Annotated in this window: 21 protein-coding genes and 2 pseudogenes; 14 read left to right on the top strand and 9 right to left on the bottom strand. The window is 40.8% G+C overall.

Going from position 1 to position 19,269, the window contains the following annotated elements; all coding sequences use genetic code 11:
* Positions 1 to 68: 68 nt before the first annotated feature.
* Both gloB and ntcA read left to right on the top strand, forming a co-directional pair.
* Positions 69 to 845 carry a hydroxyacylglutathione hydrolase gene (gene gloB, locus SYN7502_RS06635; RefSeq protein WP_015168103.1) on the top strand — a complete coding sequence of 259 codons (777 nt, stop codon included), beginning with the start codon at positions 69 to 71 and terminating at the stop codon, positions 843 to 845.
* A gap of 260 nt (positions 846 to 1,105) precedes the next feature.
* On the top strand, positions 1,106 to 1,735 hold the full coding sequence (ntcA, locus tag SYN7502_RS06640; RefSeq protein ID WP_144050276.1) for a global nitrogen regulator NtcA: 630 nt from the start codon (positions 1,106 to 1,108) through the stop codon (positions 1,733 to 1,735).
* Positions 1,736 to 1,837: 102 nt separating this feature from the next.
* On the opposite strand, the gene metK is transcribed toward ntcA, so the two are convergent.
* Together metK and SYN7502_RS06650 are read right to left on the bottom strand one after the other, a co-directional pair.
* A complete protein-coding gene (gene metK / locus SYN7502_RS06645) occupies positions 1,838 to 3,079 on the bottom strand; it encodes a methionine adenosyltransferase (RefSeq protein WP_015168105.1) in 1,242 nt (413 codons plus the stop codon).
* Between the two features lie 125 nt (positions 3,080 to 3,204).
* Positions 3,205 to 4,650: a protein adenylyltransferase SelO gene (locus tag SYN7502_RS06650; protein WP_015168106.1), complete on the bottom strand. Its 1,446-nt coding sequence runs from the start codon at positions 4,648 to 4,650 to the stop codon at positions 3,205 to 3,207.
* A gap of 154 nt (positions 4,651 to 4,804) precedes the next feature.
* Between SYN7502_RS06650 and SYN7502_RS06655 the strand changes: the two genes are divergently transcribed.
* The gene (locus SYN7502_RS06655) at positions 4,805 to 5,260 is read left to right on the top strand and encodes a peroxiredoxin (protein WP_015168107.1); all 456 of its coding nucleotides are present in this window, start codon (positions 4,805 to 4,807) and stop codon (positions 5,258 to 5,260) included.
* Between the two features lie 47 nt (positions 5,261 to 5,307).
* Here SYN7502_RS06655 and SYN7502_RS21355 read toward each other — a convergent pair whose 3' ends face one another.
* The 3 genes from SYN7502_RS21355 to SYN7502_RS18765 all read right to left on the bottom strand — a co-directional run bounded on the left by SYN7502_RS21355 (position 5,308) and on the right by SYN7502_RS18765 (position 7,011).
* Entirely contained in the window at positions 5,308 to 5,637 is a 330-nt protein-coding gene (locus SYN7502_RS21355; protein ID WP_371257824.1) for an IS1 family transposase, read from the bottom strand.
* A 139-nt stretch (positions 5,638 to 5,776) separates the two neighbouring features.
* Complete coding sequence (locus SYN7502_RS20925) at positions 5,777 to 5,944, bottom strand: IS1-like element transposase (RefSeq protein WP_246828974.1); 168 nt, start codon at positions 5,942 to 5,944, stop codon at positions 5,777 to 5,779.
* A gap of 908 nt (positions 5,945 to 6,852) precedes the next feature.
* Entirely contained in the window at positions 6,853 to 7,011 is a 159-nt protein-coding gene (locus SYN7502_RS18765; protein WP_371257808.1) for a hypothetical protein, read from the bottom strand.
* Positions 7,012 to 7,134: 123 nt separating this feature from the next.
* On the opposite strand from SYN7502_RS18765, the pseudogene SYN7502_RS19285 reads away from it, so the two are divergent.
* The 7 genes and pseudogenes from SYN7502_RS19285 to SYN7502_RS06705 all read left to right on the top strand — a co-directional run bounded on the left by SYN7502_RS19285 (position 7,135) and on the right by SYN7502_RS06705 (position 14,965).
* Positions 7,135 to 7,867 (top strand): annotated as a pseudogene (locus SYN7502_RS19285) (IS1 family transposase).
* 148 nt (positions 7,868 to 8,015) lie between these two features.
* Positions 8,016 to 8,585 carry a DUF1788 domain-containing protein gene (locus SYN7502_RS06680; protein WP_015168110.1) on the top strand — a complete coding sequence of 190 codons (570 nt, stop codon included), beginning with the start codon at positions 8,016 to 8,018 and terminating at the stop codon, positions 8,583 to 8,585.
* A 138-nt stretch (positions 8,586 to 8,723) separates the two neighbouring features.
* Positions 8,724 to 12,194 (top strand): annotated as a pseudogene (gene brxC, locus SYN7502_RS06685) (BREX system P-loop protein BrxC); the annotation flags it as partial.
* 161 nt (positions 12,195 to 12,355) lie between these two features.
* Entirely contained in the window at positions 12,356 to 12,706 is a 351-nt protein-coding gene (locus tag SYN7502_RS06690) for a nucleotidyltransferase family protein (RefSeq protein WP_015168112.1), read from the top strand.
* Positions 12,707 to 12,723: 17 nt separating this feature from the next.
* Positions 12,724 to 13,182, top strand: a complete 459-nt coding sequence (locus SYN7502_RS06695; protein WP_210391325.1) for a ribonuclease toxin HepT-like protein — start codon at positions 12,724 to 12,726, stop codon at positions 13,180 to 13,182.
* Positions 13,179 to 14,690, top strand: coding sequence for a BREX-1 system adenine-specific DNA-methyltransferase PglX (gene pglX, locus SYN7502_RS19635; RefSeq protein WP_051023589.1), 1,512 nt, complete (start codon positions 13,179 to 13,181; stop codon positions 14,688 to 14,690). Before SYN7502_RS06695 ends, pglX begins: the two co-directional genes overlap by 4 nt.
* Positions 14,691 to 14,707: 17 nt before the next feature.
* Entirely contained in the window at positions 14,708 to 14,965 is a 258-nt protein-coding gene (locus SYN7502_RS06705; RefSeq protein WP_256377868.1) for an Eco57I restriction-modification methylase domain-containing protein, read from the top strand.
* Positions 14,966 to 15,099: 134 nt separating this feature from the next.
* Here SYN7502_RS06705 and SYN7502_RS21360 read toward each other — a convergent pair whose 3' ends face one another.
* Genes SYN7502_RS21360 through SYN7502_RS19645 form a run of 3 tightly spaced genes read right to left on the bottom strand, consistent with a single transcriptional unit; the run spans position 15,100 to position 15,819 of the window.
* A complete protein-coding gene (locus tag SYN7502_RS21360; RefSeq protein ID WP_371257809.1) occupies positions 15,100 to 15,354 on the bottom strand; it encodes a hypothetical protein in 255 nt (84 codons plus the stop codon).
* A 38-nt stretch (positions 15,355 to 15,392) separates the two neighbouring features.
* Positions 15,393 to 15,554: a hypothetical protein gene (locus SYN7502_RS21365; protein ID WP_246828903.1), complete on the bottom strand. Its 162-nt coding sequence runs from the start codon at positions 15,552 to 15,554 to the stop codon at positions 15,393 to 15,395.
* Positions 15,508 to 15,819 carry a transposase gene (locus SYN7502_RS19645; protein WP_015168135.1) on the bottom strand — a complete coding sequence of 104 codons (312 nt, stop codon included), beginning with the start codon at positions 15,817 to 15,819 and terminating at the stop codon, positions 15,508 to 15,510. Before SYN7502_RS19645 ends, SYN7502_RS21365 begins: the two co-directional genes overlap by 47 nt.
* Before the next feature lie 145 nt (positions 15,820 to 15,964).
* Here SYN7502_RS19645 and der point away from each other — a divergent pair, with 145 nt between their 5' ends.
* Entirely contained in the window at positions 15,965 to 17,347 is a 1,383-nt protein-coding gene (gene der, locus SYN7502_RS06720; protein ID WP_015168114.1) for a ribosome biogenesis GTPase Der, read from the top strand.
* A 95-nt stretch (positions 17,348 to 17,442) separates the two neighbouring features.
* A complete protein-coding gene (gene msrB, locus SYN7502_RS06725) occupies positions 17,443 to 17,877 on the top strand; it encodes a peptide-methionine (R)-S-oxide reductase MsrB (RefSeq protein ID WP_015168115.1) in 435 nt (144 codons plus the stop codon).
* Here the strand turns inward: msrB and SYN7502_RS06730 are convergent.
* The gene (locus SYN7502_RS06730) at positions 17,874 to 18,353 is read right to left on the bottom strand and encodes a DUF1003 domain-containing protein (RefSeq protein ID WP_015168116.1); all 480 of its coding nucleotides are present in this window, start codon (positions 18,351 to 18,353) and stop codon (positions 17,874 to 17,876) included. The two genes, msrB and SYN7502_RS06730, sit on opposite strands and share 4 nt — an antisense overlap.
* 80 nt (positions 18,354 to 18,433) lie before the next feature.
* Here SYN7502_RS06730 and SYN7502_RS06735 point away from each other — a divergent pair, with 80 nt between their 5' ends.
* Both SYN7502_RS06735 and SYN7502_RS06740 read left to right on the top strand, forming a co-directional pair.
* The gene (locus tag SYN7502_RS06735) at positions 18,434 to 18,802 is read left to right on the top strand and encodes a DUF2237 family protein (protein ID WP_015168117.1); all 369 of its coding nucleotides are present in this window, start codon (positions 18,434 to 18,436) and stop codon (positions 18,800 to 18,802) included.
* Positions 18,792 to 19,208 (top strand): acyl-CoA thioesterase, encoded by a 417-nt coding sequence (locus SYN7502_RS06740; RefSeq protein ID WP_015168118.1) that lies wholly within the window; start codon positions 18,792 to 18,794, stop codon positions 19,206 to 19,208. Before SYN7502_RS06735 ends, SYN7502_RS06740 begins: the two co-directional genes overlap by 11 nt.
* Positions 19,209 to 19,269: the final 61 nt, after the last annotated feature.

The following is a 19,269-nucleotide window of genomic DNA, read 5'->3' on the forward strand; positions in this document are numbered from 1 at the left end:
TAGCATTAGGTTAGCATTGGGATAGTAGCGAGAGGCAATAGCAAATAACGAATATCTAACAAATACCTATGGAAGTCCATCTTTTACCTGTTTTGAAGGACAACTATATCTTTCTCCTCCATAATCCTGAAACTCATACCGCTATTGTTGTCGATCCAGCGATCGCTGCTCCTGTTATTACAAAAATTACCGAACTTGGGGCAACTCTCATTGCTATTCTCAATACCCATCACCATTCTGACCATATAGGGGGCAATACTGAACTATTAAATGTATTTCCAGATTTAAAAATCTACGGGGGTAAACTTGATCGAGGACGGATTCCCCATCAACAGGTCTTTCTCAAAGATGGCGATCGCCTAGATTTTGATGGACAGTTTGGACATAATTCTGCCCAAGTTTTATTTATCCCCGGTCATACCCATGCCCATATTGCCTATTATTTTGCCGAGAGTAATAATCTATTCTGTGGTGATACCCTCTTTGGTTGTGGTTGTGGCAGATTATTTGAAGGTACGCCCGCTCAGATGTTAAGCTCACTGCAAAAACTTGCCCACCTACCCGATCAAACCCTAGTATGGTGTGCCCATGAATATACCATCGACAACCTCAAATTTGCCCTGACCATAGATATTGAGAATTTAGCATTACAAGCACGGATGAGATCGGCAACTCAAACCAGAGCTAATCACCAACCCACAATTCCCACTAATATCGGGCTAGAGAAACAAACTAATCCTTTTTTACGCTGCGATCGCCCTGAAATTCAAACAAAAATTGGCTTTACTGAGCCTGTTAGGGTGTTTACAAAATTACGGGGGATGAAAGACCTATATAGGGCATAGCACTTTGATTAAATCTTGATCTATTTTTGATCTATATAAGCACAAAATATCTGGCAAAAATCTCACTTAAATCCTTTTTGCCCAAAATTTAGGATAAACTACAATAATATGTATTCAATGATACAAACGACTATTTGTTAGTAAGTTTAAGTGGAAATAAGTAGTTTTGAATACCAAACAACTTAAATTATTTTAGATAGGTTTTGGAGATCGTAGTGGTAGCAGTTCCTAATAAGCCTCTAGTCGAGGTATTTCGTGAAATGAATGGAGGCTCATTCCCGCCAGTAGTTGAAACCTTTGAACGAGGTAAAACGATCTTCTTTCCGGGTGATCCTGCCGAACGATTTTATTTTTTGGTGCGTGGAGCCGTAAAGCTTTCCCGAGTGTATGAAGCGGGAGAAGAAATTACCGTGGCATTACTGCGTGAAAATAGTGTGTTTGGGGTTTTATCTTTAATAACTGGTAACCGTTCCGATCGCTTTTATCATGCCGTTGCGTTTACGACACCAGTTGAACTGCTATCTGTCCCAATTGAGCAAGTAGAAAAAGCATTAAAGGAAGACCCTGAATTACCAATGTTTTTACTCAGAGGCTTGTCTTCACGGATATTGCAAACAGAGATGATGATTGAGACCTTGGCACATCGAGATATGGGTTCTCGGTTAGTTAGTTTTCTCCTAATTTTGTGTCGTGATTTTGGTATTCCCTCGGCGGATGGGGTTACGATTGATTTAAAGCTTTCCCATCAGGCGATCGCTGAAGCAATTGGTTCTACACGAGTTACGGTCACCAGATTACTTGGGGATTTACGGAATCAAAAAAGAATATCCATCTCTAAAAAGCGGATCACAGTTCATAACCCGATTGAACTCAGCCAGCAGTTTGCCTAATTTATTAATTTATTTGCTAAATGCAAGGCTTATGACATTATGGGCTTAAGTTTTAGTTAAATCTCATAAGTTTAAGCCCCACACAACTCCTCTTAACTTGTGTCAGAGAGCGTTTCTTAGGATATCAACCTTATCCGTTTTTTCCCAAGGCAAATCTAAATCAGTCCGACCTAAATGTCCGTAAGCAGCTAGATTTTGATAAAAACGACCTCCTCGCTCTTTTGGCAGATTTCTCAGATTAAAGGTTTTAATAATTCCTGCGGGTCTCAAGTCAAAGTTATCTTGCACTAGTTTAAGCAATACCTGATCGGGAACCTTGCCTGTACCGAAGGTATCGACATTAATACTAGTAGGTCGAGCTACTCCGATCGCATAACTAATTTGGATTTCACACTTAGTTGCTAAGCCAGCCGCCACAATGTTTTTTGCTACATACCGACAGGCATAGGCAGCACTGCGATCGACCTTAGTGGGGTCTTTACCTGAAAATGCGCCACCCCCATGACGGGCATAGCCACCATAGGTATCAACAATAATTTTACGACCTGTTAAACCAGAATCACCTTGAGGTCCCCCAACCACAAATTTCCCCGTAGGATTAACTAAGAATCGAGTTTCCGCAGTTGGCTTAAAAGCTGCATCCTCAGCAAATATGGGCAGAATTACCTGCTCCCAAAGGTCAGATTTAATTAGCTCTTGGATTTTTTTCTCATCCGTAATTCCATTAATCGAGGCGGTGTGCTGGGTTGAAATTAAAATCGTATCAATGCCAACAGGCTTATTATTTTCGTATGCGATCGTTACTTGAGTTTTGCCATCAGGCCGCAGATAGGGCAGGGTACCATCTTTTCTGACATGGGCTAATTGCCGTGCAAATCGGTGGGCAAGAGAAATTGGAATTGGCATTAACTCAGGAGTCTCATCACAGGCAAAGCCAAACATTAAACCCTGATCTCCCGCCCCGATCGCCTCAATTGCCGAATCCGAGTCCTCACCCTCTCGCTTTTCCATAGCCTCATTTACACCTTGGGCAATATCTGGAGACTGTTCATCAAGGGCAACTAAAACGGCGCAGCTATTAGCAGAAAAACCATTTTCCGAGTCAGTGTAGCCAATTTCCGCAATTTTTTTACGCGCTAAATCCGAAATATTGACATAGGCTTCGGTTGTGACTTCACCCGTAATTAATACTAAGCCAGTGCTAACAACTACCTCTGCCGCCACCCTAGACTTGGGATCGTTAGTTAGTAGGGCATCGAGGATAGTATCTGAAATTTGATCACAGATTTTGTCAGGGTGACCTTCCGTAACCGATTCAGATGTGAATAAATAACGACCAGACAGATGTTTTCCTCCAACGTAACTAGATGAGTTTAAGTATTGATGATTGTAGAATAAATACCTAACTATGATTCAGAGATTCAGCCAAGATTCAGAGACCCTAGACATTTAATTATAGATTGCTTTAATTAAGCCTGAATTTCTGTAATTAATTCGTAAAATGGCTGCCAATTATCATCGGTGGTAATTTTTTCCCAGACCGTCTCAATTTCGGGGCGTAACAAAATTTTGCTGGGGTTATATGTATGCAGCTTTAAGCTCACTTCAGATATTTGCTCCATTGGGATTTGGCTTAGGAATTTATGGTAAAGCAATCGCCAATTTCCCAGAAGTTGAGTTTGCTCCTCATTCAGATTGCCCTCAAATCCTAAAACTATATTTGCTAAATCTTCGCGCCAGTTCGGACTAAAGCTATTTTTAAGCTGAATAAAAAAGTCATGGTATCCCATTTGGGTTGTTGCCAAAAATTCCAAGGTCAAAGTAATCAATTCTTCTAATGCTTGAATGGCGATCGCCGACTCAGGGGGTAAAAGTGGCTCTAATCCTAATCTTAAGGACATTTTATCGATGTATTCTTGGCGGTAAGAATCCTTAAATTTTGCTAATCCCAAATCCAGATCGGCAGCAGCCATCACCAGTTTAAGTGGGTATTGCAGCATTTCTAAATTCCAGTAACATACAGCCGGTTGATTAGCATAGGCATAGCGACGGTAATAATCAAAGTATGCAGCCGTAAATTTAGGATCATAGTTGGGAATAAAAGCATAAGGTCCATAGTCAAAGCTCTCACCCGTAATCGACATATTATCTGTATTTAAGACCCCATGACAAAAACCTGCCACCATCCACTGGGCAGCCAGTTGTGCCACTCTTTGCACTAATTCGGCATAAAAATTAGGATCTCGTTCCTCTGAATTAAAGGCTAATAAGTGCGGATAGTAAACCCCAATGACGTGATCTAAAAGCTTGCGAATTAAATCTGGACGGTTCAGGTAATGTAATCTCTCAAATGTCCCAAACCGAATATGTGATCGGCTAAACCGCACCATTACCGATGATCGTGTGGGCGAGGGTTCATCCCCCCGATACAACTGCTCTCCTGTTTCAATTAGGCTTAGACATCTGGATGTTTTAACTCCTAAGCGATGTAATGCCTCCGCTGCCAAAACTTCTCTAACGCCACCTTTTAGGGTTAATCTGCCATCGGCAGTGCGTGAATAGGGTGTGCGTCCCGATCCTTTCGTCCCAAAGTCATAGAGTTCTCCATCTATGCCCCGCACCTGTCCATATAAAAAACCTCTACCATCGCCAAGATTTGGATTATATTCACCAAACTGATAGCCGTGATAACGTAATGCCAAAAATGGTCTCACCGATGCAAATGTGCCAAAGGCTTCGATAAAATCATGATCTGTAACCTGATTGGGGTCTAAGCCCAGTTGTGATAAGACCTGAGCATTACGCCAACGCAGAGTATGGATCGGAAATTTGGCGGCGGTAACGATATCAAAATAATCTTCACCCAGATTTTCTAAGGCTGGTTCGTAGTTAAGTTCAAAAAATGGATTGGTCATTATTAAAATGCTTAAGTGCTTAGTATAATTCCAAGAAATATTTTGGGAATGTTTTTAGAGAATATTTAGAGATGCGATTGGTGTAGTTATTGCCCGTAATTGCTAGTATAGGTTTGATCAAGATGAGAATTTAATTTTTATTCATTAAATCATTATGTCTCTAGAAATCGGTAAACCTGCGCCAGACTTTACTCTCCCTAGTGATCGCGGTGATATAACCCTTAGCCGCTATCAAGGTAAAACCAATGTCCTACTTGCCTTTTATCCAGCAGATTTTAGCCCCCTTTGCACTTTGGAAATGCAGTGCTTTGCCAATGATTGGACTAAATTTAGAGAGCTAGGTGCGGAAATTTTAGGTATAAATTCTGATCCCATAGAAAAACATAGTGAGTTCTCAAAAAAATTAGGTTTGGAGTTTCCCCTATTAAGCGATCGCTCCAAGGAAGTTGCGAAAAAGTATGGAGTCGATGATTTATTACTAGGAACAAAGCGTGCCTATTTCATTATTGATATTCAAGGCATCTTGAGATATAAACACATTGAGTTTTTACCAGTATTTAAGCGAGATGATACGGAACTACTGGTAGAACTGCGTAAATTAGCTACCTGAAGTGGACTGCACTAAACATCGGTAATGTGTCACATTTGTTGGAGAGTTCAAGAAGATTGAAATGAGAACTCATATTTGTTGATAAACAAACCGATGACAATATCATGCATCACAATAGATTTAGAAAAGCAAATCGTCTTTCTGGCTAAACGCTTAATCCTCGTTCTCAAAGTTAGATGTTTACGTTCAATCTTCTGAGTATTTTTCTTGCCGATCAAGTGAGTGTCAGGGTCAAGAATCCTTTCGTATGATCCCCAAGCATCAGTGAAAAAACGTTTGATGCCAAATGGTTTTAGCAGATTCACTAGCTTAACTAAGGCTTGGTCTTGATGTGGTGCTAAGACATAAGCTAAGAGTCCTCCAGTTACATGGTCAATGGCGTGCCATAACCATCTTTGTTGTTTTTTGCTGCCAACAAAACTCTACATCTCATCCATCTCTGCTTCTTCAACCGCATACAGGTCAACATCAAGTGTTTCTAAATCAAGCTGTTCTAGCAGAGGATAGTTGACGGCTTCAATGTCTTCCTCTTTTTTTTAACTCCTTGATTACAGTATTGGGACTAATCTTCAATACTCGACCTGTATCCCTGATGCCACTGCCATTGATTGCCATCTCTGCAATTTGTTCTTCTTCTGGGCGATACCCTTGATAGGTGTAATCAAGAATAAGTGTCTTTCGCATACAGTTCGTATTTAGGCAAATGTATCTTTTCTTGCTTGTGGCACTTTGTCCATGTCTGTGGATATCTACTCCTCCACAAGTTGCACATTCGAGTGCTTCAAATACCATCTTTTCTTTCACTAACTATTTGCTACATACGGTATTATACCTTCCAACAATTGTGACACACTACCGTAAATTCTATCTACTAAAGGTAAAGCATATTGTAAAAGTTCTGTGGTGTCGTTGGAAGTTCTATTGATAGAGAAGCCGAATGTAGATCGTCTTTGAATGGACTGGAACGGGCAAATACTGGGAGGAAGATCGCTATCTGGTTTAGGTGGCAATGTTCCCGGAAGGGATAGGCTATTTTTTCTAAGTTCGATCTGCCTTAAGCCTTTGATTAGCTTCGACTATTAATTGTTCAATTGGTTATGCCATAGTCCACGCTGCCTGAATAGTGGACTCAATTATAGAGCTTTATATACCTTTTATGCCGATTATTCCTGAGTAGTTTTAAGACAGGATGAAGCCCTGATTGAGTCTCAAGGCTGAATGTATTGGTCAGTATGTAAGCCCTCAATGGGATTTGAACCGATGACCTTCTCCTTACCAAGGAGATTTGATATTCTTGATACTATTGCTGCGTCTTTATTTGAGGGTTTGGTCATCTTTTGTGCCCCCATTACGCCCCCATTTATGTCAAACATGCCTTGATTTTATCGAAATTGAGTCTATTAATTCTTTACATCTTGTTCAATTCAACCAGATTAGAGATCAGCAAATAACTATTTAGCTTGTCTAAGGTAAATCCAAGGGCGTATCTGCTCAGATTGCCATACCCCAAACTTATTAGCGATCGCCACCTTCTCAGCATTTATTAAAACTGTCTTTTGGGTAGGGCATGAGCCATAAGTATAGAGGCTGTTTCATATCTCATGAGTAGCAATTCTTTTTAGCATCAAACGAATAAAGCAAAGATTGAGTTTAGCTGTAGCATTAACGAGAGTTCTCTCAAAGTTCTTAACTAAGATTTTGCATCTTTCAACCCAAGCATTTGACCTTTCAATTACCCACCTTGTCGGCACAACTACAAACCCAGACAGACCTTTTTCTACCTTCTGTTGCTTTGATACCTTAGGAGAAATTTCAGGTAGTGATCAAGAGGGCATGATAGATAAAAAAAGGGGTAAAACAAAATAGAAGTAACTATGGAAGTAAAATGTCCTTACTGTGAAAGTGACCAGATAGTTAAGAATGGCATAACCCGTCACAAAAAACAAAACTACAAATGTAAAAAGTGTAATCGTCAATTTGTGATTAATCCCAAAAACCAGCCAATAGCTGAATCCACAATTAAATTAGTCGATAATCTGCTGCTAGAACGTATATCCATGCGAGGGATTAAGCGTGTTGCCAAGGTGTCATTACAGTGGTTACAGAGTTATGTAAATGGTAAGTCTGTCAGTGTAGAGCCGCAAGTTAAGGTAATCCCTAAAAAAAAGCACGCCTGACCATTGAGTGCGATGAACTATGGTCATTTGTAGGGGATAAAAAATGTAAGGTATGGATTTGGTTAGCAATTGACCGAAATACTAGAGAAATTGTTGGAGTGTTTGTTGGTAGTCGAGACCAAGAACAGCCTTGGGGTTATGGCAATCTTTACCAACCGTTTATCGACAATGTGCTGTTTGTTATACTGACTTCTGGCAAGCTTATAGCTGTATTTTGCCTAAAAAACGCCATAAGGCTGTGGGCAAAGAGTCTGGACAGACTAATCATATTGAAAGGTTCAATTGTACTTTAAGGCAAAGAATTTCTCGCCTTGTTAGAAAAACTCTTTCTTTTTCTAAGAAATTAGAAAATCATATCGGTGCTATTTGGATATTTATCCATCACTACAATTCTGAAATTCACTCTAAGTTCTGCATCATGCCCTCTTGATCACTACCGTAAATTTTTCATTTGCATTACCTGCTTGAAAGTATTATGAGTTTACTTATATTTGAATGATGCTGGAATTTATATGAGATTTTAACTATTTCAAAGAATTTGCAATTTCTAAATACAATTTCTAAATTATTGGGAAGAGATGCTAACAATACAACAACGCCTCAATAAACTAGATCTAGAATTACGGAAACCTCAGTTAATTGAGAATCGGGGTATTGGTAACGAGATTGGCTTTTATATTTTTGACTACGATCCAGAGCATGAGCCTGTTGTCCAAGAGTTTCTACCGACTTTGAAGGTTAACCTAAAGAGGATTGGTTTTAAAGTTACAGAATTTAATCTGTATCAGATTATTCTCAATATTTTGGAAGAAAGGCAGTTATTGCAGAAAGCGTTTGAGTTGGAGTCTAAGCAGGGTAGTTTAGGGCTTGAAAGATCTATAAGACCTTTAGTACGTCCAGAACAAGCGATCGCCTATATGCAAAAGCAGATTCAAAATGATGAAGATTTAATATTTATTACTGGGGTTGGGGAAAGTTACCCATTGATGCGATCGCATTTAATTTTAAACAATCTGCATTCCGTCTTGGATCGTAAGCCATTAGTGATGTTTTTCCCCGGAGCTTATGATGGCCAAGAGTTAAAGCTATTTAATGCTTTTAGGGATGATAATTACTACAGAGCTTTCTCAATTGTGGGTAGATCGTAAGTTTTGATCGGCGATCCAAACTTTAATAACTAAACCAAAAACTAATCTGGTTAATGTATGCAAATAGCTGAACTGTTCAATAAAGATATCAGACGTAATATCAACGGCGTAATTAAAGTTGGGTAACAGGATGACGCAAGCATACGCCAAGAATTAGAGGAGTATGTTGTTACCAAGGAGTTGGATAAACATTTCCGTACTTTTTTTGATCGTCATACTAGTTCTCTAGATACGCCTACAGACAAAATGGGTGTTTGGATTGCCGGATTTTTTGGGTCTGGGAAGTCCTACTTTTTGAAAATCTTGGCATATTTATTAGAAAATCGCTTAATCGATCATAAACATGCCATTGATTTTTTTGATAGCGATCGCATTGCCGATCCATTATTAAGAGCGAATATCCAGCGATCCGTAAATATATCTGCTGATGTAATTTTGTTTAATATTGACTCGAAGTCTGATGCCAGTGGCAAAACCCAAAAAGATAGTATTGTCAAAGTTTTTCAGAAGGTTTTTGATGAGAAATTAGGGTATTTTGGGGCTGTACCAGCGATCGCTGAATTTGAAAGACAGCTAGATCAAAAAGGTAGCTATATTCCTTTCAAAAATGCATTTCAGTCAATTCATGGCAAGTCTTGGGAAGCTGAACGGGATGCTTGGGGATTTTGCCAAGAGAATATTGCTGAAGCTTTGCATATGAGTTTAGGTATGGGGAAGGATGAGGCAAATCGGTTAATAGATCGTTTTAATCAGCAGATAGCTTTGACTCCTGAAAAATTTGCCCAAACGGTAAAAAGCTATTTAGATCGTCAAGGCAAGCAACACCAAGTTCTATTTATGGTAGACGAGGTGGGACAGTATATTGGCGAAAATAGCGACCTTATGCTCAACCTGCAAACTGTGGTAGAAGATTTGGGGGTTTACTGTCATGGTCGGGCTTGGGTAGTTGTGACATCCCAAGAGGCTATGGATGAAATTACTAAGAATCGCCTTAAAGGTAATGATTTTTCTAAAATTGTCGGTCGCTTTGGTCGTCCTCTTAGCCTTTCTTCAGCAAATACCGATGATGTGATTCGGCTGAGATTATTGGTTAAAACCGATGTAGCTGGTGTTTACCTAAAAGGACTATATGCCCAGAAGGAGGCTATTCTTAAAAATCAAATTGCCTTTAGCCAAGACTGTGCGGAGTTGCCTGGGTATAGGAGTGCTGAAGAATTTGCCTCGACTTATCCATTTATTCCGTACCAATTTACCCTACTGCAAAAGGTATTTGAACAAATTCGGGTGATCGGGGCAGCAGGTAAACATTTAGCAATGGGAGAGCGATCGCTGTTGGATGCCTTTCAAATTGCAGCAAAGTCTTTTGCCGAGCATGAGATCGGGATTTTAGTGCCGTTTCAGAGATTTTATGATGCTATTGAAGGATTTCTAGATACTTCAGTAAAACGGGCGATCGCACAGGCTGAGGAAAATTCACAGTTACAACAGGGCGATCTTGACTTACTTAAGACTCTGTTTATGGTCAAGTACATTAAAGAGATTCGTGCCAATTTAGATAACCTAACTACGCTTTCATTAAGTAGCATCGATCAGGATAAATTAGCTTTGCGAGATCGCGTCCAAGCATCGTTAGAAAGATTGGAAAAACAAACCTTAATTCAACGGGCTGAAGACCTGTATGTATTTCTCACCCAAGAGGAACAAGACATCGGACGCGAAATTAAGAATACGCCTATCAATCCTAGTGATGTAACGGAAGAACTACAGAAATTGGTATGGGGGTCAATCTTTACTGATAAAAAATATAAGTACGATGCTCGTCACCAGTATGATTTCAACAAAAAATTAGACGATCATGGACATCAGGTAAATGATATTAGTTTGCATATCGTTACCCCCTATGCCGATCGCTATCGAGAGCTACAAGCAGATGAAACTTGTTTGATGGCAACTGGATCGGGGCAGGAAGTATTGGTCAGGTTGCCAGACGATCCGCGCCTTATTGATGAAGCAAATGAGTTAGTGCAAACGGCTGAATACATTCGCACTAAAAATACTCGCAATCTTAGTGCTTCGATTCAAAGAATTTTAAGCGATAGAAGCGATCTAAATAGCAAGCGAAAAGATCGTTTGACAAGTCTGATGCGATCGCTAATTGCCGAAGCCGATGTATTTGCCTGTGGTAGTAAAGTGCAGGTGACGAGTAGGGAGGCGCGAACGGTTTTGAATGATGGAATGCGCTATTTAGTTGAAAATGTTTATACCAAGTTGGGCTATATCCAGAGTGGCTTTGATGATGAAGCTGGAATTACCAATGCCCTAATTAGCGATATTGAAGTGCAAGATTTGAGTGGCAATCATGCTAATGCCGCCGCCCATAGTGACATTCAACTATACCTTGCCGATGAGGCGCGATCGCATAGGAGAGTGAGCATTCGCAATGTGCGGGACAAGTTTGCAGGTCGTCCCTATGGTTGGGCGGAGTTGGATACTCTAGGGGCGATCGCTGAGTTAGTTAATAAAGGTAAGGTAGAGTTACGTCGCGCCCAAGAAATAGTTAACACCAGGGAGAAAGGTTTGGTAGCGAAGTTACGCTTGAAGTCTGGACTCGATGAGTATTTAGTAAGACTAACGGAAGAAGTCGATCCTACCAGCTTTAAGATTGCAAGAGATTTAGCAAATGAGCTATTGGAGACTGCCCCACCCACTGATTTTCAAAAGCTGCGTGAAGAATATATTAAGGCGTTTAATGCTCAAATTCAGAAGCTGCAAGGTTGGCTAACTGTGGCAGAACGAGATAGTTTACCTTTTATTGATAAGCTGCGATCGCATATTGAGTTATTAGGGAAATTGCAAAATACTGATGGTGTAGCTATTTTCTTTAAGGCTATCAAGGGCGATCGCGAGGCTTTAGAAACATACATTGACGATCGCGATAAACTTACCTCTTTCTTTACCAGCCAATTGGTTATTTTTCAGAAGGCGATCGCTGAACTCAAAACCCTAGAACCCGACCTGCAACATATTAAAGAAGATACTTTGCTGGCACGGGTAGAAACAGTAAAACAAATTTTGGCAATGCCAGATCCGACAGGACGTATTCCTGAATTAATGATGTTATTAAAGCCGATTCAGGATAAAGTACGGGAAATTTTACAGGCGCAGGTTAATCAGGTACAACAGCAAAGCCTCAGACTACGAGAGAAAGTTCAAGAATATGTGACTCAAGCTCATGGGGATGTATACGATCGCCTAAATCTGTCAACTCTTGATGTGGATATAAATCGGATTGTAGTAACTGCTAACCAATCAAGCACTATTGATTCCGCGATCGCCCGTCAGAGTGAGTTGTCGGGTTTATATAACGTATTAGTGTCACGCCTTGATGCTGAAGCGATCACTATCCAAACCGCTCAACAACAGGAGATGGGTAATTCAGTTACTCTACCTGTAGTGCCTGTGGTGAAGCCAATCGCAGTAATTAAGACAACGCGATCGATAAGTAAGCCAATTTTAGAAACAGAGGCAGATGTGAAAGAGTATCTACAGGCTCTGGGTAGAGAAATTATGAAGAAAATTAAGCAAGGTAAACGAGTAAGATTAGAATAATGGCTTGATTTTAGCTGGGAAAGGAGTAAATCAAAATGGTAGAAACGAGTACTGCAATTACTGATTTCTCCTGTAATTAATAGGATTAAGTTTATTTCTTGTGGGTTAACAACAGTGGAAATAAGCGCTACTAGCTAAATATAGATTTTTGGGAATAGTGTATGCAAAGCTATATTCTGACTGCAAGGGCAAAGGAACAGGCAAACAGTAAAGCCTTAGAGTATAGGCGATCGCAAGCAATGGAAGTGGCTCAGGAAGCAGCAAAAATTCTGCGTTCTCAGTTTGGGGCAACTCGTGTTGTATTATTTGGGTCAGTTTTGAGCGATCCTGCTAATTATGGTTTTCACCAAGGCTCGGACATTGATTTGGCAGTTTGGGGTATCAGCGATCGCTTATATTTTAAGGCTGTAGGCAAGGTGCAAGGACTGAGCGAATTTGCAATTGATGTGGTTGAGCCAGAGGATGCGCCATCCTATATTTTGGAAGCGATCGCGAAAGGAGTAGAGCTATGAGCCGTTATGGGGTATTAGTGGCTAGATTACAAAATGAACTGAGTAATGTTCGCAATGCTATGAGATCGGCTGTATCCCAGTCTGAGAAAGCTAAAAGAACGGAGGACAATGATTTTTGGCTGGCGGCAGCTTTTAGTTTGCAAAATTTCTATATGGGGACAGAGCGCATTTTTGAAGATGTTGCCAAGCAGATCGATAATGCCTTACCATCTGGGGCAAATTCCCATCGTGAGCTTTTAGAACAAATGGCGTTAAATATAGCTGATACTCGCCCACCTGTAATTTTGCAGGATACACTGGAACGCTTACAAGATTATCGAGGGTTTCGGCACGTAGCTATTCATCGGTATGGGTTTGAGCTTCGACCAGATCGCATTCGTGAGTTGGTGGAAATTCTCCCAGATACCGTAGAGATGTTGTCTAGAGACGTTAAGTCATTTTGTGAGTTTTTGATAGCCCTAGAGAAAAATATATGAACCGTACTGCCATCCGTAATTTTGCAACATGGGCGAGAACAACTTTGCTATTTCAGGTGCGATCGCGCCTTAATACCTATGGCATAAGCGAAAAGGGGATTGTAGAGCCACAGGTGGTGGTAGGGGGCATAACGGTAAATGGGCTGACTTTGAATGATGATGAAGCAAAACATTACCAGCAGCTAAGATCGCAAATTGGCGGCAATATAAATATAGAAGTAATCGCCAAAATCACGGAAGAGATTGCCTATAAATGGTTTAACCGTTTGGTTGCCTTGCGCTTTATGGAGGTAAATGGCTATTTAAGCTATCGCTGTTTGAGTAGTAGCGATCCGCAGTTGGTCGATCCCGATTTGTTGCGCGAGGTGGGGGCGATCGCAGAAGGTGGAGATTTTGATGATCTAAATTTGGCAAAGCTGAGTGCATGGCGGGAGTCGGCGAGTAAGCAGCCCAATCCTGATGAGTGGCTATATCGCCAGTTATTACTTTTACAGTGTGGGGCTTTGGCAGATGCGATCGCCTGTTTGTTTGACCGCAATCACGATTACACGATGTTATTTTTGCCGCCCAATTTGCTGAATAATGATTCGATTTTACGGCGATTGGTGGGTGATATTGCGGAAGAGGATTGGCAGGATATTGAGATTGTGGGCTGGCTCTATCAGTTTTATATTTCTGAGAAAAAGGATGAGGTAATCGGCGCAAAGTCAAAGGTAAAAGCAGAGGATATTCCAGCCGCAACGCAATTGTTTACGCCCCATTGGATTGTGCGTTATATGGTGGAAAATTCGTTGGGTCGATTGTGGCTAGAGTCCCATCCTGAGTCAAACTTAAGGGAGAAGATGCCCTATTATTTGGAGTCTGCTCCTAGTTCTGGAGGTGTAAAAACTGTGCTGGTTCCCCAAGACCTCACGGTATGCGATCCTGCCTGTGGAAGCGGTCACATTTTGGTTTATGCCTTTGATTTGTTATTTGAAATCTACAAAGAGCAGGGATATGTAGAGCGAGATATTCCAGCTTTGATTTTGGCGCATAATTTATTCGGTTTGGATATTGATAATCGTGCCGTGCAGTTGGCTAGTTTTGCGGTATTGATGAAGGCGAGGGCAAAGAATTCACGTTTTTTACGGAAGGTGCCGAAGTTAAATATTGTGTGGGTGCGGCATACGCGGCAGTTTTTTAGTGAGAAGGAAATTGCAAAAACCGAACAAGTAACCATTGTGAGTCATCAAATGTCTTTGGCGGGGATGGGTTTGGTCGACCAGTTACCTTTGGGATATGTGGCTCCAACTAAAAAGACTTCGTTTGTTTCGTTTTTAACCGATCAACGTTCTATTTCTAATTCTCTTGTGGCTCTGTTATCTGCTTTTGTGGATGCGGATAATTTGGGTAGTTTGATCGTGCCGCCTGTATTTAATGCGGATCGAATTTATGCGGAATTGAATGAACTGGAAGGGAAGTTTTCGCTGTTTGCGGATTTTGCGGTGTTGCGAGATGTGGTGAGGTAGGGAGACAGTATTTAGCGGTGGTAGCGAATCCTCCTTACATGGGAAGTAAGTCTTTTAATGACAAATTAAATGCTTTTATCGTTAGCAATTACAAAAAAGGTAAGTCTGACCTATTCGCTGCTTTTATTGAACGCTTACTACAAATGATGGATTCATCTGGTCTAACAGCAATGGTGGTAATGCAGTCTTGGATGTTTTTAAGTAGCTATGAAGATTTACGGACTGATTTTTTAAAGAATTACGAGATTCCTTCATTAGTTCACATGGATAATTAAGTTATCCAAATTTTAAAGGAGCGTATAGAGCCTGTTTCATATCTCATGAGTAGCAATTCTTTTTAGCATCAAGCGAATAAAGCAAAGATTGAGTTTAGCTGTAGCATTAACGAGAGTTCTCTCAAAGTTCTTAACTAAGATTTTGCATCTTTCAACCCAAGTACCCACCTTGTCGGCACAACTACAAACCCAGACAGACCTTTTTCTGCCTTCTGTTGCTTTGATACCTTAGGAGAAATTTCAAACCTAATCTTAGTCATAATCTCAGGATAAACCTTCTGTAAATCAGTCGTCAATTTTTCGATATGATAACCACTATCCAGCAATATCGTAGTTAGCGTAATGTCATCTGGCTTCGATTTGAAGTAATCAATGTTAATCGTTAACATTTCAATCAGTCCTTGGTCATCTGATACATTTGCTCTTGTTAAATACCCAGAGTGTCAACGGCTAAATGTCTTTTGATCCCGTTAGTTGCTTTGTAGGAGCAGAAGCCCTTGGATTCTATACTTGCATTACAAGTATTTTTCACTGCTTGTGAGTCAATGATGATTAAAGTTGTCCATTTTGATTTTTTTTGACTGTTCACGGGCTGTTGAATGCAAAGCTTCCATAATCGCAGTAAATGTACCTGTATCTTTCCACTCCTTGTAGTATCGATACACTGTAGAGAATGGTGGTAAGTCTCGGGGCATATCTCGCCAATTACAACCGTTTTTGAGTTGGTAGAGTATGCCGTCTAAAATTTGTCTTTTTGTCCAAGTTGGCGGTCTAGTTTGCTTTTTCTTTGGGAGCAATGGTTCTATAATTTCCCATTCTTTATCTGTTAGGCTACTTGAGTATGGATTTAGCATTTTCTAAGCATCATAAATCTTGCTCATAATAGATATGAAACAGGCTCTATAAAAAGTAAGCTTAGGCTTAGCAAGAATATAAAAATATTTTAGCTATCCCATTCAAAATGCTATAGTAAAGATTTGAGTTTGCTAAATTAAAGTTATGTCCTTACCCATTGTTGCTGTTGTTGGTCGCCCGAACGTGGGTAAGTCTGCTTTAGTGAATCGCCTGACTGGGGAAAATTATGCCATTGTTTATGATCAGCCAGGTATAACTCGCGATCGCACCTATCGACCAGCTTTTTGGAATGGACATGATTTTACCATTGTTGATACGGGCGGTTTAGTTTTTGCCGATGATACGGAATTTTTACCGATGATCCGTCAACAGGCTTTTGTGGCGATCGAGCAGTCCTGTGCTGTGATTTTTGTGGTTGATGGCATGACAGGCATTACTGCCGCCGATTGGCAAATTGCCCAGTGGCTAAGGGAGCAGTCTGTCCCAGTGGTATTAGCAGTCAACAAGTGCGAATCCATGAATTTGGGCATGGCGCAGGCAGCAGAATTCTGGCAGTTAGGACTAGGTGAGCCGATCGCTTTGTCTTCTTTGCATGGTAATGGTACGGGGGAATTATTAGATGCCCTAGTGCAGCACTTACCTGATCCAGATACGGTTGAGCCAGAGAGCGATGAAATTAAAGTGGCAATTATTGGTCGCCCCAATGTCGGTAAATCCAGCTTACTAAATGCCTTTACGGGTGAAGAACGCTGTATTGTTAGCCCGATTGCGGGAACTACCCGTGATGCGATCGATATGATAGTCTCTCGCACTGTAAATGGAGAAGAGCGCAATTACCGTCTAATTGATACCGCAGGAATTAGGCGCAAACGTGGGGTAGAATACGGGGCTGAATTTTTTAGCATTAATCGAGCTTTTAAGGCGATCAGCAGATCGGATGTGGTGCTTTTAGTAATTGATGCGATCGATGGGGTTACAGATCAAGATCAAAAACTGGCAGGCAGAATTAACGATGAAGGTAAAGCCTGTGTGCTAGTAATTAACAAGTGGGATGCGGTAGAAAAGGATTCCTATACCATCTATGACTACACGGAACAGGTACAATCTCGGATGATGTTTGTGGACTATGCTCCAGTGATATTTGTCAGTGCTTTGACTGGGCAAAGGGTTCCTAAAATCTTGGATCAAGTTGATATTGTGGCAGAGCAGCATCGGCGCAGAGTTCCTACGGCAGTTTTAAATGAAGTTTTAACTGAGGCTGTTTCTTGGCATTCTCCTCCCACTACTCGTCAAGGGAAACAAGGTAGAATCTACTATGGTACCCAAGTTTCAGCTTCCCCACCTGCAATTATTCTCTTTTGCAATGATCCAAAGCGATTTAATGATAGCTATCGTCGTTATGTGGAGAATCAATTTCGCACTTCCTTAGGGTTTACAGGTACCCCGTTGCGATTAATTTGGCGTGGCAAGAAAGAAAGAGAAATGGAGCGAACTGCTAATCGTGCCACTAAGGTAAAGCTCTCTTAAAACAGTGTGTAAGGCTCGGTTCTCATCCAAGTGGATTTTGATCTCGTATAAAATAATATATCGTCACTATATCTAGTAAGTAAGAGTTAAACATTATGGCTATTTCAAGAGATCAAACAAAGGATCAAAACTTTGCTGTTACCAAAACTGAAGAAGAATGGAAGTCAATTTTGACCCCAGAGGAATTTCATGTGCTGCGTAAGCATGGTACGGAGAGGGCAGGTACAAGTCCATTGGATAAGGTTTATGATCCTGGAACTTACGTTTGTAAGGGTTGTGGGACTCCTTTATTTACCTCTGATACCAAGTTTAATAGTGGTACGGGCTGGCCCAGTTTCTATGATCCCCTTGAAAATAGCGTGGAAACCACTACGGATCGGAGCTTTTTCATGACCAGAGTGGAAGTGCATTGCCGTAACTGTGGTGGACATTTAGGACATGTATTTAACGACGGTCCTGCACCTACGGGGCAACGCTACTGTATGAATGGGGTTTCTTTAAAGTTTGTGCCTGATGCTGAGGCAAGTTAATTATCTTCTTGGGGTTGGGGATGGTTGGCGTTGATTTCACGGGAAAGCATAGTTTCTAGGCGTTGAATTGTCTCATTTTGCATGGTCAGCATACGGTTGAGTTCAGCAATTTCTCGATCTTTTAAGCTATCAATTTTTTGATGTAGAGATTCTATTTCCATTTCTGCCTTAGTATCAATATCCAAGTCTTGTTTTGCTTTAAGGCGATCAATTTCAGACTGGCGATTTTGGCTCATTAAAATAAATGGCGTGGCGTATGCAGCTTGAAAACTTAAAGCCAAGTTCAAGAGAATAAAAGGATATTCATCCCAATGTTTAATCCAGCCCACAACATTCAAGACTATCCATAGACCCAGCAGAAAGCTTTGAATCAGAATAAATCGCCATGAACCAACCGTAGCTGTCACAATATCAGCGATGCGCTCTCCGCTAAGTGACTTAGATGATCGAGTATGGGGCGACTTACTTGATTTCATTATTTATGGGCAGATTCACTAAATCAAGGCTTGAGTGTTATACCATAGTGACACAATTCCCCAGTTAGTCATTTATCCCTATGCCACAGGTTGAATCACAGTTAAAAAATGTATTAGGTGAGCCTTTACAGATTTGTTGTACTGCACCGATGACGGGCTTTTATCGAAATGGGAAATGTGAAACGGGGGCACAGGATCGAGGAGTGCATGTGGTTTGTGCGGAAGTTACCAGTGAGTTTCTTGCTTTCACTAAGTCTAGGGGCAATGATTTAAGTACCCCGACTTTTAGTTTCCCCGGTTTGAAGCCCGGCGATCGCTGGTGTTTATGTGTATCTCGTTGGCAAGAGGCTTTAGAGGCTGGCGTGGCTCCCCCAATTATTTTAGCGGCTACCCATGAAGCTACCTTAAAGTCAGTAAGTTTAGAAGTGCTGAAAGAATATGCCATTTGATTATGAACAGCCTTACCATCGCACAGTTCACTTCCAAGATACAGATGCGGCGGGAGTGGTTTTTTTTGCCAATATTTTAACGATCTGCCATGAGGCATACGAGTATTCATTACAGCTACAGGGGATTAATCTCAAGCTGTTTTTTAGTAATTCGGGAGATTATGCTGTTCCGATTGTGCGGGCTGAGGTGGATTTCTTTAAACCCATATTCTGTGGAGATCGCCTGCTAGTCGAGCTTAAACCCCAACAAATAGATAGTTATAGTTTTACAATTAGCTATAAAGTTACTAATGAGGACGCCAAGGTATTAAGTACTGCCCAAACTAAGCATGTATGTATTAGTACTAGTGATCGCACTAGGCTAGAAATTCCCGAAGAACTACAACAATGGATTAACGGATTATGAACCTGAAGGCAGTTATACCTTAACAGAGAAGGGAAAAGAGTTAACATTCAAGCACTACCTA

Origin of the sequence: Synechococcus sp. PCC 7502 (assembly GCF_000317085.1) — a bacterium.
Taxonomy (GTDB): domain Bacteria; phylum Cyanobacteriota; class Cyanobacteriia; order Pseudanabaenales; family Pseudanabaenaceae; genus PCC-7502.

Excerpts from the sequence above, each read along its gene's own strand:
- SYN7502_RS19645 (WP_015168135.1), bottom strand. The coding sequence starts at position 15,819 with ATGCTAAATCCATACTCAAGTAGCCTAACAGATAAAGAATGGGAAATT.
- der (WP_015168114.1), top strand. The coding sequence starts at position 15,965 with ATGTCCTTACCCATTGTTGCTGTTGTTGGTCGCCCGAACGTGGGTAAG.
- msrB (WP_015168115.1), top strand. The coding sequence starts at position 17,443 with ATGGCTATTTCAAGAGATCAAACAAAGGATCAAAACTTTGCTGTTACC.
- SYN7502_RS06655 (WP_015168107.1), top strand. The coding sequence starts at position 4,805 with ATGTCTCTAGAAATCGGTAAACCTGCGCCAGACTTTACTCTCCCTAGT.
- SYN7502_RS06730 (WP_015168116.1), bottom strand. The coding sequence starts at position 18,353 with ATGAAATCAAGTAAGTCGCCCCATACTCGATCATCTAAGTCACTTAGC.
- SYN7502_RS21360 (WP_371257809.1), bottom strand. The coding sequence starts at position 15,354 with ATGTTAACGATTAACATTGATTACTTCAAATCGAAGCCAGATGACATT.
- SYN7502_RS06680 (WP_015168110.1), top strand. The coding sequence starts at position 8,016 with ATGCTAACAATACAACAACGCCTCAATAAACTAGATCTAGAATTACGG.
- SYN7502_RS06690 (WP_015168112.1), top strand. The coding sequence starts at position 12,356 with ATGCAAAGCTATATTCTGACTGCAAGGGCAAAGGAACAGGCAAACAGT.
- SYN7502_RS06650 (WP_015168106.1), bottom strand. The coding sequence starts at position 4,650 with ATGACCAATCCATTTTTTGAACTTAACTACGAACCAGCCTTAGAAAAT.
- SYN7502_RS06740 (WP_015168118.1), top strand. The coding sequence starts at position 18,792 with ATGCCATTTGATTATGAACAGCCTTACCATCGCACAGTTCACTTCCAA.
- SYN7502_RS06735 (WP_015168117.1), top strand. The coding sequence starts at position 18,434 with ATGCCACAGGTTGAATCACAGTTAAAAAATGTATTAGGTGAGCCTTTA.
- gloB (WP_015168103.1), top strand. The coding sequence starts at position 69 with ATGGAAGTCCATCTTTTACCTGTTTTGAAGGACAACTATATCTTTCTC.
- pglX (WP_051023589.1), top strand. The coding sequence starts at position 13,179 with ATGAACCGTACTGCCATCCGTAATTTTGCAACATGGGCGAGAACAACT.
- SYN7502_RS20925 (WP_246828974.1), bottom strand. The coding sequence starts at position 5,944 with ATGCGAAAGACACTTATTCTTGATTACACCTATCAAGGGTATCGCCCA.
- ntcA (WP_144050276.1), top strand. The coding sequence starts at position 1,106 with ATGAATGGAGGCTCATTCCCGCCAGTAGTTGAAACCTTTGAACGAGGT.